Below are 12,230 nucleotides of genomic sequence, written 5' to 3' on the forward strand. Positions count from 1 at the left end.
CGGGCCGCGCCCGGCCTCGCCTGCCCGGGCCGCGCCGAGCCGCGCTGGGCCGAGCCGCGCTGGGCCGAGCCGGGCCGCGCCCGCGGCGCCACGCCGGACAATCCCGCGACGCCACCTCGTCGGGACAGTCCGGACACGAGCCGGCCCGGCGACGGTCGCCACCCTCGTGGGACGACGGCGCCGGACCGCTTCGACGACGCCGGCGGTGGGTAATACGGCGCACATCTGGGGCGCTCTATGACCAGGGCCCGTTGGGCCCCGGTAGTAGCCTGACCGACGGTCCCCCGCGGGGGGAGGAACGGCGAGGTGATCATGGCGGTGCGTCGGCACGCAGCGCGGTTGGCGACGGTCTGCGCGTTGCTGGGCGGCCTGGTGGCGCTCGGTGGGTCGCCGGCGCTGGCCGACGACGACCAGGTCCGGGTGCGCTCGGCGGGCAGCTTCACCGCCGGTGGTTCCGCCGAGGGCGTCTCGATGGAGGTACGCCGGCGCAAGGACGGCTGCGTGCTGCTGCGTACCGCGCTCGGGCTCCGCCTCCCCGGCGTCCGGCCCGACCAAGTGACTGTGCAGGTGAACTACGGCGGTCGCTGGTTCCCGGTGCCGCTGTCCGGCGGCGGGGGCAGTGTGGCCAGCACGACCACCTCGCCGGCGAACCCGCGGCTGTGCAAGGGCAAGAGCATCACGGTGCGCTACCGGGTGGCGTTCGCCGCCGCCGCGCCGAGCGGCCGGCTGACGGTCGCCGGTGAGGCGACCAGTGCCATGGGTCAGCTGCTGGGTCGGGGTGCGGTCGCGTCCCGGGTGGTCGGCGGTCGCGCCTCCGCGTCGCCGACGCCGTCGAAGAAGCCGTCGCCCACGCCGAGCGTGGCGCCCACCGAGGAGGCTGTCGACGACGTGTCGCCGGTGGCCGCGCTCGCCGCCGGCGGGGCCGCCTCGAACGCCGCCGAGGAGTCGTCGGGCGGTTCCCTGGTGATGTTCTTCGGCATCGCCATGGTGGCCGTCGGGATCCTGCTCATCGTGCTGCTCTTCCGCCGCTCGCGGGCCGACAAGGAGCACGTCGACGACGTACCGCTGCTGCTGGGGAACCCGGGCGGCACCACCTACCGCTCCGGGCAGGGCCCGGCCGCCGCGCCGGTCCGGCCCGGCCCGGTCTACGGCCAGCAGCCCCCGGCCACTGGCGGGGTGTACGGCGGTATGCCCGCCCCGCGTCCCGCCGGTGGGGTGTACGGCGGCCGTCCGACCGCTCCGCCCGAGGCGACCCAGGTGATGCCCGGCCGGCACGCCGCTCCCGCCCCGCCGGTCTCCGGTCCGCCCGCTCCACCGGTCTCCGGTCCGCCACACCCGCCCGCTCCGCCGGTCTCCGGTCCGCCGCACCCGCCCGAGCCCCGGCAGCCCGGGGCGTCGCCGGTCGCACCGACCTCGGCGCCGCCCGGGCGGCCCGGCACCCCGCCGGAGCCCGACGACGGGGGCGACCACACCGTCTTCATGCCTCGGCTACCCGGCTGAGCCGGGCAGCCCGATGGCGCTCCGATACGCTCAGGCCGTCGATGACGTGCGGCTGAGGAGTGGAACCGGTGTCTGATCTGTCCCAGATCGTGAAGGCTTACGACGTCCGTGGGACGGTGCCTGACCAGTGGGACGAGCGTGCCGCCGAGGCGCTCGGGGCGGCCTTCACCCAGGTGCTCAACGGCACCGGGGAGCCGGGCGAGGCCGTCCTCATCGCGCACGACATGCGTGCCACCGGGCCCGGCCTGGCGGCCGCGTTCGCCGCCGGCGTGCGCGCCGAGGGGCGCTCGGTGATCGAGCTCGGGCTCGCCTCCACCGACCTGCTCTACTACGCCTCCGGCTCGCTGAACCTGCCCGGCGCGATGTTCACCGCCAGTCACAACCCTGCCCAGTACAACGGGATCAAGATGTGCCGCTCCGGCGCCCGCCCGATCGGGCAGGACAGCGGGCTGGCCGAGATCCGCGACCGGGCCCAGGCGCTGCTCGACAAGGACGAGTCCCGTCCGGCGGGCGAGCCGACCGCGCCCGCCGAGCGGCGTGACCTGCTCCCGGACTACGCGGCCTACCTGCGGGAGTTGGTCGACCTATCCGGCATCCGGCCGCTGAAGGTGGTCGTCGACGCCGGCAACGGGATGGGCGGCTACACGGTGCCGACCGTGCTCGGCGACGCCGCCCTGCCGGCGCTGCCGCTGGAGATCGTGCCGCTCTACTTCGAACTCGACGGCACCTTCCCCAACCACGAGGCCAACCCGCTGGACCCGGCCAACCTGGTCGACCTGCAGCGCGCGGTGGTCGAGCACGGCGCGGAGATCGGGCTCGCCTTCGACGGCGACGCCGACCGCTGCTTCGTGGTGGACGAGCGCGGCGACCCCGTCTCGCCGTCGGCGATCACCGCGCTGGTCGCCGCCCGCGAGCTGGCCAAGCACCCCGGCTCCACGGTGATCCACAACCTGATCACCTCCAACGCGGTGCCGGAGATCATCCGTGAGCACGGTGGCGAGCCGGTGGTGGCCCGGGTCGGCCACTCCTTCATCAAGGCCGAGATGGCCCGGACCAACGCCGTCTTCGGCGGCGAGCACTCCGCGCACTACTACTTCCGGGACTTCTGGTTCGCCGACACCGGCATGCTCGCCGCGATGCACACGCTCGCCGCGCTCGGCGAGCAGTCGCAGCCGCTCTCCGTGCTGGCCAGCGTGTACGAGCGGTACGTCGCCTCCGGCGAGATCAACTCCACGGTGGCCGACCAGGCGGCGAAGGTCGCCGAGGTGCGGGCCGCGTACCCGGAGGCGGAGGCCGACGAGCTGGACGGCCTCACCCTGCGCTTCCCGGACGGCGCGTGGTTCAACCTGCGCGCCTCTAACACCGAGCCGCTGCTGCGGCTGAACGTCGAGGCGCCCACCGCGGAGCGGATGACCGCCCTCCGTGACGAGGTGCTCGACCGGGTTCGCCGATAAGATCGCCTGCGCCGGTCGGCACCGCCGCCCGTGACGCCGCATACGTGGAAGGAGCCGCGCCGTGGCCCTGGACCCGCAGTTGCTGGAAATCCTCGCCTGCCCGGACACGCACCACGCCCCGCTCGACTACGACGCGCAGGCGCAGACGTTGACCTGCACCGAGTGCGGCCGGATCTTCGAGGTCCGCGACGACGTGCCGGTGCTGCTGCTGGACGAGGCGCGCGGCCCCGCGGAGCGGTCGTGATCGACGGTACGGCCGGGGTCAGCGGCCAGCGTGACGCCGACGAGGCCCTGCTCGACGACCCCGCGGCGCTCGCCGAGCGCGACCCGGGCGGCATGCTGCGGCACATCGCCTCCGCCGGGGCGCAGGTCCGCGAGTCGGCCGCACTGGCCGCCGAGGCCAACCTCCAGGTGCTTGCCGACGAGGGGCGGCCCCGAGCGGTCGTCATCGCCGGCATCGGCACCGCCGGGCGCACCGGTGACGTGCTCGCCACGGTCGCCGGGCCGCGCTGCCCGGTGCCGGTCATCCCGCACCGCAGCGCCGGCGTGCCCGGCTGGGTGGGCGCCGCCGACGTGGTGATCGCGGTCAGCGCCTCCGGCCGCAGCCCCGAGGCGCTCGGCGCCGCCGAGGCGGCGCACCGGCGGGGCGCCCGGCTGGTCGCCGTCGGCGCGCCGGATTCACAGCTCCAGTCGGTGGCCGAGCGGGCTCGCGCCCCGTTCATCCCGGTGCCGCGGCGCGCGCCGGCCCGGGCCAGCCTCTGGGCGCTCACGGTGCCGGTCCTGCTTGCCGCCCGTACGCTCGGGCTCGTCAAGGTCAACGAGGCGGACCTGGCGGAGACCGCGGCCCGGCTGGACGCGGACGCCGACCGGTGCCGGCCCACCGCGGAGTCCTTCGTCAACCCGGCGAAGTCGCTCGCCCTCGGCCTGGCCGGGTCGATCCCGATCGTCTGGGGGTCGTCGCCGCTGGCCACCGTCGCCGCCCGCCGGTTCGGCGACACGCTCTCGGCGAACGCCCGCTACCCGGTGGTCAGCGGGGCGCTCGGCGAGGCCGGCCGGGGACGGGTCGGCCTGCTCGACGGCGTCTTCGGCGGGCTGGTCGAGGGGGGCCGGGACATCTTCGCCGACCCCGAGGAGAGCACCGGCGACGCCACCCGGCTGCGGCTGGTGCTGCTGCGCGACGGCGGGCTCAACGCCGAGGACGACACCGACGAGCCGCTCGCCGTCGAGGAACGCCGCGCGGAGGCGGTGCAGACCCTCGCCGAGCGGCGGGGGGTGCGCTGCGACGTGGTGACCGCCGAGGGCGGCTCGGCGCTGGAGCGGCTCGCCTCGCTGATCGCGGTGCCGGACTTCGCCTCGATCTACCTCGCGCTCGCGCACGGACTGGACCCGATGGCGGTGCCCGCCATCACCGAGATGAAGGAGCTGGCAAACCAGTGAGCGCCAATGGCGGGACGAAGGCGATCATCGCCGCCCTGCTGGCCAACGTCGGCATCGCGATCACCAAGTTCATCGCGTTCGCGCTGACCGGCTCGTCGTCGATGCTGGCCGAGTCGATCCACTCGGTCGCCGACTCCGGCAACCAGGGTTTGCTGCTGCTCGGCGGGCGGCGGGCCAAGCGGGCCGCGACCCCGCAGCACCCCTTCGGCTACGGCCGCGAGCGGTACATCTACGCGTTCATCGTGTCCATCGTGCTGTTCAGCGTCGGTGGCCTCTTCGCGCTCTACGAGGCGTGGCACAAGTGGTCGGACCCGCACCCGATCGACGAGTGGCAGTGGGTTCCGGTCACCGTGCTGGTGGTCGCCATCGTCATGGAGTCGTTCTCCTTCCGTACCGCGATCAAGGAGTCCAACCACATCCGGGGCAAGCAGTCCTGGGTGCACTTCGTCCGCCGGGCGAAGGCCCCGGAGCTGCCGGTGGTGCTGCTGGAGGACCTCGGCGCGCTGGTCGGTCTGGTCTTCGCGCTCTTCGGCGTCACCATGACCCTGATCACCCACAACGGCGAGTGGGACGCGATCGGCACCGCGATGATCGGTGTGCTGCTGGTGATCATCGCGATCGTCCTCGCGATCGAGACCAAGAGCCTGCTGCTCGGTGAGGGCGCCGAGGCGCACGACGTCGCCGCGATCGAGAAGGCGATCACGGACGGTCCCGAGGTCGAGCGGATCATCCACATGAAGACGCTCTACCTCGGCCCCGATGAGCTGATGGTCGCCGCGAAGGTCGGCGTGCCGGCGTGCGACAGCGCCGAGGAACTGGCCCGGGGCATCAACGCCGTCGAGGCCCGGATCCGCGCCGCCGTGCCGATCGCCCGGGTCATCTACCTCGAGCCGGACATCTACAGCGCCGCCGCCGCGCAGGCGGGCACCGGCACGGCGGCGCACACCGCCGTGCCGCAGCCGGAGCCTGGTTCGGACGAGGTCGCCGGGCGGCCCGGAAGCTGATCCGTGGAACTGCTGTATGGGCCGATCAAGGACTACGCCTGGGGGTCCCGCTCGGCCCTCGCCGAGCTCCAGGGGCGCCCGGCGCCAGCCGACGGCCCGGAGGCCGAGCTGTGGCTGGGCGCCCACCCGGGCGCCCCGGCCACGGTCGACCGGGGCGGCGCCCGGGTCAGCCTGGCCGAACTGCTGCGCGCCGAGCCGGGGCACTGGCTCGGCGCGCCGGTGGTCGACCGGTTCGGCGCCCGGTTGCCGTTCCTGCTCAAGGTGCTGGCGGCCGACGCGCCGCTGAGCCTCCAGGCGCACCCGGACGCCGAGCAGGCCCGGGCCGGGCACGCCGCCGACGCGGTTCGCACCGACGGGCACCGCAACTACGTGGACCCGTACCACAAGCCGGAGCTGCTGGTCGCGCTCTCGCCGTTCGAGGCGCTCTGCGGTTTCCGGGACCCGGCGGTGTCGGCCGCGGCGCTGGCCGCGTTCGGCGTACGCGAGCTGGAGCCGGTGGTGGCGGCGCTGCGGGCCGGGCCGGCGGGTCTGCGTGACGCGGTACGGCTATTGCTGACCTGGCCGCGGGTGGAGCGGGAGGCGCTGCTGGCGGCCGTACGGGCGGCGGGGCTCACCGGGCCGGACGCGGAGCTGGCCCAGGCGTTGGCCACCGCCTACCCTGGCGACCCGGGCGCCCTGGTCGCGCTGCTGCTCAACCGGGTGCGGCTGGCGCCGGGCGAGGCGATCTGGATGCCGGCCGGCAACCTGCACGCCTACCTGCGCGGTACCGGTGTGGAGATCATGGCGGCCAGCGACAACGTGCTGCGGGGCGGCCTGACGCCCAAGCACGTGGACGTGCCGGAGCTGCTCCGGGTGCTGCGGTTCGAGGTGCTGGCGGATCCGGTGGTCCCGCCGCGTCCGGTGGCACCCGGGGTGGTCTGCTGGCCGGTCCCGGTGGAGGATTTCGCGCTGCACCAGGTGACCCTGGGCCCGGAGGTGCCCGAGGTGAAGCTGGCGCTGGCGGGGCCTCGGGTGGTGCTCTGCTGCGGGGGTGAACTCGTGGTGGACGACGGCTCGGGCGCGGTGAAGCTGGGGCCGGGTCGGGCCGCGATCGGCTCCGCCGCCGGCGGTCCGCTGGTCGTCGCCGGAGCGGGTCATGCCTACGTGGCGACCACCGGCCTGCGCTGACCGTTCTCCCGCCGCTGGCCATGAGCAGGCGTTCAGGTGGTGAGCCAGCACCCCAGCCGAACGGCAAGTCCGACTTTCCCGAAATAGCTTGACGCGCTTCTTGCGCAGTGTGACTCTATGGGTGCGCAGCGTTATCGCGACGACGGTCCGAGAACGCGCGGGGGAACCAAACCGGGGGGATGCACGGGGCGGCCGGCGAGTGGACGGAAAGTCCGTCCATGACCGACCGCCCCGTGCGCTGTCCGCCGGCCGACCCCTGTCGCGCCCTCCGTCGACGCCCCTGCCCGCTGTCCGCCGGCCGCCCCCTGCGCCGTCCACCGACACGCGTAAGGTGGGGGGTCGCGCAGGACAACGTTCGACAGGAGCTTCCATGACCAGCACCCTCCCGGCGTCCGCCAGCGGCACGCCGTCCGAGGCCCGGCCGCGCACCCTCGCCGAGGGCGACTACAAGGTGGCGGATCTGTCGCTCGCCGAGTTCGGGCGTAAGGAGATCCGGCTCGCCGAGCATGAGATGCCGGGTCTGATGGCGATCCGCCGTGAGTTCGCCGAGGCGCAGCCGCTCGCCGGTGCGCGGATCACCGGCTCGCTGCACATGACGATTCAGACGGCCGTCCTGATCGAGACCCTGGTCGCGCTCGGCGCGCAGGTCCGCTGGGCGTCGTGCAACATCTTCTCCACCCAGGACCACGCGGCCGCGGCGATCGTGGTGGGCCCTGAGGGCACTCCGGAGGCCCCGGCGGGTGTGCCGGTGTACGCCTGGAAGGGCGAGAGCCTGGAGGAGTACTGGTGGTGCACCGAGCAGGTGCTCGCCTGGCCGGATGGTGCCGGCCCGAACATGATCCTCGACGACGGCGGTGACGCCACGCTGCTGGTGCACAAGGGCGTCGAGTTCGAGAAGGCCGGGGTCGTCCCGCCGGTCGAGTCCGCGGACTCGGAGGAGTACGCGGTCATCCTCGGGCTGCTGCACCGCTCGCTGGCTGAGGACGGGCAGCGGTGGACCCGGATCGCCGCCCAGATCAAGGGCGTGACGGAGGAGACCACCACCGGCGTGCACCGGCTGTACGAGATGCACCGGGCGGGCACCCTGTTGTTCCCGGCGATCAACGTGAACGACTCGGTGACGAAGAGCAAGTTCGACAACAAGTACGGCTGCCGGCACTCGCTGATCGACGGCATCAACCGCGCCACCGACGTGCTGATCGGCGGCAAGATGGCGGTCGTCATGGGCTACGGCGACGTGGGTAAGGGCTGCGCCGAGTCGCTGCGCGGGCAGGGCGCCCGGGTGGTGGTGACCGAGGTCGACCCGATCTGCGCGTTGCAGGCGGCGATGGACGGCTACCAGGTCGCCGCCCTGGACGACGTGGTCGAGCAGGCTGACATCTTCATCACCGCGACCGGCTGCTTCGACGTGATCACCAACGAGCACATGGCGCGGATGAAGCACCAGGCGATCGTGGGGAACATCGGCCACTTCGACAACGAGATCGACATGGCCGGGCTGGCGAAGCGTTCGGACGTGACGCGGGAGAACATCAAGCCGCAGGTCGACCTCTGGAAGTTCGACGACGGCCACGCGATCATCGTGCTGTCCGAGGGGCGGCTGTTGAACCTGGGCAACGCCACCGGTCACCCGAGCTTCGTGATGTCGAACTCGTTCGCCAACCAGACCATCGCCCAGATCGAGTTGTTCACCAAGACCGACGAGTACCCGGTCGGGGTGTACGTGCTGCCCAAGCACCTCGACGAGAAGGTCGCCCGACTGCACCTGGACGCCCTCGGCGCCAAGCTCAGCACCCTCACCAAGGAACAGGCCGCCTACCTCGGCGTCTCGGTGGAGGGGCCGTTCAAGCCGGAGCACTACCGCTACTGATCCGACGCGCTCCCGAACGGGCCGGCCGCATCCGCGGCCGGCCCGTTCGTCGTCCGGGGCCGGCCGCCCGCCGCCCCGGCCGATCAGCGTGGGCCGTGGCGGGTCAGCGCGGGTTGGGGCCTCGCCGGGTCGGGCGGAACCAGGTCCACACGCACCAGACCAGCCAGGCCAGCGAGACGACGGTGGCGAGCGCCCGCAGCCGCAGCGCGCTGAGCAGCAGCACGACGGCCAGCACCACCAGCCACGGCCCGAAGCCCCTCACGACCGCCACCGGCCCCGCACCATCCGCCGCACCAGCGGCGGCGCAATCCACGACCAGACGCAGAACAGCAGCCAGGCCAGCCCGAACAACCCGGCGAGCAGGTCCAGCCCGGACAGGTTGAGCGCCATGATCACGGCCACCGCGATCAGCCAGGTGCGCAGCGTGCCGAGCCGGTAGAGCGGGCGCAGCGGGCGCAGCAGCGGGTGGGTGTACACCCGGAACTCCCAGGCCGCGTCGGCGTAGTCGGCGTCGGTCGGATCGTGCGCCACCGCCTGGCCGAACGAGCGGTGGGCCGCGTCCACCCGGCCCCGCTGGGCGGCGGCCGCCCCGTGCAGCGCGAGCGCCACCGGATGGCCCGGCCAGGCGCCGAGGAACTCCCCGGCCACCCGCTCCGCTTCGCGGTCGTCGCCCCGGGCGTACGCCAGCTGGAAGCGGGAGGCGAAGACCGGCGGCGCCTGCGGCGCCAGCGCGGCGGCCCGGGCGACCAGCCGCTCCGCCTTGTCGGTCTGCCCCACCGCGCTGCACAGGTCGGCGTACTGGCAGAGCAGCCACGGGTTCTGCGGCTCGATCGCCAGCCCGTCGAGCAGCGCCCGCTCCGCCGGGGCGTACTCGTCGAGGTGGCGCAGGGCGAGGCCGAGCCGGCCGAGCAGCTCCGCGTCCGGACCGACCTCGGCGAGGCCCTGTCGGGTGACCGTGGCGACGTCGGCCCAGCGGTCCAGGTCGGACAGCGCGGCGGCCCGCAACCGGAACGCCGTCACGTCGATGGCGAGGGCGGCGGGGAGCCGGCTCAGCTCGGCCAGGGCCTGCTCGGCCCGGTTCAGCTCCAACAGCTGGGCGGCTCGGACGAGCGCCGTGTCGGGGGCGCTCATGCGGCGGCGGCCAGCAGGGCGATCAGCAGTGCCTCGGCACCGCCGAGCAGCAGCACCGCCGCGATGCCCGGTAGCCAGAGCGACGCCGGGTCGCCGCCGCGCAGCTGGTACGCCCGGAACCGGCCCTTCTGGGTGGCCGAGACGACCAGCCAGACCAGGGCGCCGGCCAGCGCGCCGATCAGCCGGACGGGTCGGCTCGCCTCGCCGGCGAAGACCGCCAGGGTGATCCCGGTCCGGGCGACCACGGCGGCCAGCCCGGCGCCGGCCACCGCCAGCCCGGCCCGCCGGGGCAGGCCCAACCGGGCGGCGTTGACCAGCGCGAGCACGGTGACCGCGGTCGGGCCGCCGAAGACGGCGGGGAAGAGCAACGACTGGGGACGCCACGGCGGGCGTTTCGGTTCGTACGCCGCCGCGGCGATGGTGGGGGTGAACAGGTCGTCGGCCACGGGTGGTCCTGTCTGCGATAGGGGCAGGCCGGATCCTGCCACAACCGACCCGTCCGGGCGGACCTCCCGCCGCGTCAGCCGAGGCGGCCACGCGCCGGCGCGGCGACGGTCACCCGCCGGGGCGGTCGTCGGGCACCGTCGCCGGCCGCAGTGTGGGCGGGCCGGCCTGCGCGGGCACGACCACCGGCGGCTCGCCGGGCACCGCCGGCCGGACGAACGACGGTGGCGCGGCGGTCGGCGGGGACGCGGTGGCCGGTGCTGGCGTCCCCGCCGCCGCGGTGGCCGGTGGGGTGGCCGGGCCGGGCAGCAGCTCCGGCCAGAGCGCCGCGGCGACCGCGCGTCCCCGGGCCAACCGGTGCCGCGCGCGGCGGTGCCGCTCACCGAGCACCGCGGCCAGGTAGACCGTCTCCGGCAGGCCCGGCGGCGGGGGCGGGGCGATCACCGCGGCGACCTCGGCCCACAGGCCGCGGGCCAGCCGACTGCGCGCCGGCTCGGCCAGCTGGTGCACCCGGGCCAGGTACTGCCGCGCGGCCAGCGCCAGGCGGTCGTCCAGCCGGCTCAGGTCCAGGGTGTACGCCCAGCCGACCAGCGCCGGCACCGAGGTGGCGACCGGTCGCCAGATCGTCGCCGAGCGGGTGTGCACGACCAGCGTGCCGGCCACCAGGTCACCCAGGCGCCGGCCGCGCCGGTCGGTCAGCATCACCGTCACGCCGGCCACCCAGCTGAGCAGCGGCAGCACCAGGCCCGGCCACTCCACCGCGACGCCGACCAGCGCGCGGGTCAGCGACTGCCGGACGCCGACCGGAGCGCCGTCGGCGCTGACCACCCGCAACCCGACCGCCATCTTGCCGGGCGTCCGGCCGTGGTTGAACCGTTCGAAGAGCACCGGGTAGCCGACCAGCACGGCGACCAGGGCGACGGTCCCGAACGCGTTGCTCAACGCCGCGTCCACCACGACCATCGGCAGCGCGGCGAGCACGATGCCGACGAGCATGGCCAGGGTCAGCGCGAGCAGCAGCTGCGCCAGCACGTCGAGCAGCAGTGCGAGCGCCCGCGAGCCGATCCGGGCGGCCCGCACGTCCAGCTCCACGGCCTCTCCGCTGACCAGCCCGGCGTCGCCCCAGCCCGGGGAGGGGGCCGGCGGTCGTGGTTGCGCGCTCACCCCGACAGTGAACACTATGATCCCCGGACGGGGGTGGGCGGTGGATCTCGACGCGTACGTCGCGGAGCATGGCGGGGAGTGGCGTCGGCTCGAGGTGTTGACCGGCCGGCGCCGGTTGGACGCCGACGAGATCGACGAGTTGGTCGTGCTCTACCAGCGGGCCGCCACCCAGCTGTCGGTGCTGCGCAGCCGCTCGCCCGACCCGGCGCTGGTCGGCCAGCTCTCCCAGGTGGTGCTCCGGGCCCGGGCCCGGCTCACCGGGCGGCCCCGGCCGTCCTGGGCGGCGGTGGGCCGGTTCCTGCTGGTCGGGTTCCCCGGCGCGGTCTACCGGGCCTGGCCGTGGTGGTGCGGGGTGGCGACCGCCTTCACGCTGCTCAGCTTCTTCCTGATCTGGTTCGTGGCCGGCAACCCGGACACCGCGGCGGCGTTCATCGGCGAGGAGGCGGCCGCCGAGCTGGTCGAGTCGGCCTTCGTCGACTACTACACCGAGTACTCGGCGCCGACGTTCGCCCTCCAGCTGTGGACGAACAACGCCTGGGTGGCCGCCCGCTGCCTGGCCGCCGGGGTGCTGATCGTCCCGGTGCTCTACCTGTTGTGGCAGAACGCGTTGAACATCGGCGTGACCGGCGGGGTGATGGTCGCGCACGGCCGGGCCGACGTCTTCTTCGGCCTGATCACCCCGCACGGGCTGCTGGAGCTGACCGGGGTCTTCGTGGCCGCCGGGGTCGGGCTGCGGACCGGCTGGGCGTGGATCGCACCGCCGGCCGGGCTGACCCGGGGCCAGGCGGTGGCCCGGGCGGGCCGCCAGGCCATCCTGGTCGCCGTCGGCCTGGTCGGGCTCTTCGCCGTCTCCGCCCTCGTCGAGGCGTTCGTCACCCCCGCGCCGGTGCCGGTCCCGCTCCGCGTCGCCGTCGGCGCCGCCGTCTGGCTGGCCTTCCTGGCCTACGTCCTCATCCTCGGCTCCCGTGCCCCGTCCCGCTCCGCCTCCGCCGCCGATCCGGTTGATCATGAGGTTGACGGCGTTCTCGATCTCCATAACCGCCGCTAACCTCATGATCA

General features: G+C 74.3%; 13 protein-coding genes. 9 read left to right on the top strand and 4 right to left on the bottom strand.

The genetic code is table 11. The features are described 5' to 3' along the window. The 8 genes from ACVCAH_RS30865 to ahcY form a co-directional block, all read left to right on the top strand. Nucleotides 1-213 (top strand): hypothetical protein (locus tag ACVCAH_RS30865; protein WP_447139762.1); only part of this gene is annotated, 213 nt, incomplete at its 5' end. A gap of 99 nt (nucleotides 214-312) precedes the next feature. Next, the gene (locus ACVCAH_RS30870; protein ID WP_447139800.1) at nucleotides 313-1,500 is read left to right on the top strand and encodes a hypothetical protein; all 1,188 of its coding nucleotides are present in this window, start codon (nucleotides 313-315) and stop codon (nucleotides 1,498-1,500) included. A gap of 68 nt (nucleotides 1,501-1,568) precedes the next feature. Then, entirely contained in the window at nucleotides 1,569-2,954 is a 1,386-nt protein-coding gene (locus tag ACVCAH_RS30875) for a phosphomannomutase/phosphoglucomutase (RefSeq protein ID WP_447139763.1), read from the top strand. Nucleotides 2,955-3,015: 61 nt separating this feature from the next. Next, entirely contained in the window at nucleotides 3,016-3,198 is a 183-nt protein-coding gene (locus ACVCAH_RS30880; RefSeq protein WP_013731721.1) for a Trm112 family protein, read from the top strand. Beyond that, nucleotides 3,195-4,391 carry an SIS domain-containing protein gene (locus ACVCAH_RS30885; RefSeq protein WP_447139764.1) on the top strand — a complete coding sequence of 399 codons (1,197 nt, stop codon included), beginning with the start codon at nucleotides 3,195-3,197 and terminating at the stop codon, nucleotides 4,389-4,391. Before ACVCAH_RS30880 ends, ACVCAH_RS30885 begins: the two co-directional genes overlap by 4 nt. Then, complete coding sequence (locus ACVCAH_RS30890; protein ID WP_447139765.1) at nucleotides 4,388-5,395, top strand: cation diffusion facilitator family transporter; 1,008 nt, start codon at nucleotides 4,388-4,390, stop codon at nucleotides 5,393-5,395. Before ACVCAH_RS30885 ends, ACVCAH_RS30890 begins: the two co-directional genes overlap by 4 nt. Before the next feature lie 3 nt (nucleotides 5,396-5,398). Then, a complete protein-coding gene (gene manA, locus ACVCAH_RS30895; protein ID WP_447139766.1) occupies nucleotides 5,399-6,562 on the top strand; it encodes a mannose-6-phosphate isomerase, class I in 1,164 nt (387 codons plus the stop codon). Nucleotides 6,563-6,932: 370 nt separating this feature from the next. After that, the gene (gene ahcY / locus ACVCAH_RS30900; protein ID WP_447139767.1) at nucleotides 6,933-8,432 is read left to right on the top strand and encodes an adenosylhomocysteinase; all 1,500 of its coding nucleotides are present in this window, start codon (nucleotides 6,933-6,935) and stop codon (nucleotides 8,430-8,432) included. Between the two features lie 103 nt (nucleotides 8,433-8,535). On the opposite strand, the gene ACVCAH_RS30905 is transcribed toward ahcY, so the two are convergent. The 4 genes from ACVCAH_RS30905 to ACVCAH_RS30920 all read right to left on the bottom strand — a co-directional run bounded on the left by ACVCAH_RS30905 (nucleotide 8,536) and on the right by ACVCAH_RS30920 (nucleotide 11,171). Further along, nucleotides 8,536-8,703: a hypothetical protein gene (locus ACVCAH_RS30905; RefSeq protein ID WP_447139768.1), complete on the bottom strand. Its 168-nt coding sequence runs from the start codon at nucleotides 8,701-8,703 to the stop codon at nucleotides 8,536-8,538. After that, entirely contained in the window at nucleotides 8,691-9,563 is an 873-nt protein-coding gene (locus tag ACVCAH_RS30910) for a hypothetical protein (protein WP_447139769.1), read from the bottom strand. Before ACVCAH_RS30910 ends, ACVCAH_RS30905 begins: the two co-directional genes overlap by 13 nt. After that, on the bottom strand, nucleotides 9,560-10,009 hold the full coding sequence (locus tag ACVCAH_RS30915) for a hypothetical protein (RefSeq protein ID WP_447139770.1): 450 nt from the start codon (nucleotides 10,007-10,009) through the stop codon (nucleotides 9,560-9,562). The genes ACVCAH_RS30910 and ACVCAH_RS30915 overlap by 4 nt, the downstream gene beginning before the upstream one ends. Nucleotides 10,010-10,118: 109 nt before the next feature. Continuing rightward, entirely contained in the window at nucleotides 10,119-11,171 is a 1,053-nt protein-coding gene (locus tag ACVCAH_RS30920; protein ID WP_447139771.1) for an RDD family protein, read from the bottom strand. 16 nt (nucleotides 11,172-11,187) lie between these two features. Between ACVCAH_RS30920 and ACVCAH_RS30925 the strand changes: the two genes are divergently transcribed. Beyond that, the gene (locus ACVCAH_RS30925) at nucleotides 11,188-12,219 is read left to right on the top strand and encodes a stage II sporulation protein M (protein WP_447139772.1); all 1,032 of its coding nucleotides are present in this window, start codon (nucleotides 11,188-11,190) and stop codon (nucleotides 12,217-12,219) included. Nucleotides 12,220-12,230: the final 11 nt, after the last annotated feature.

The sequence above is a fragment of the Micromonospora sp. LZ34 genome (genome assembly GCF_052981855.1).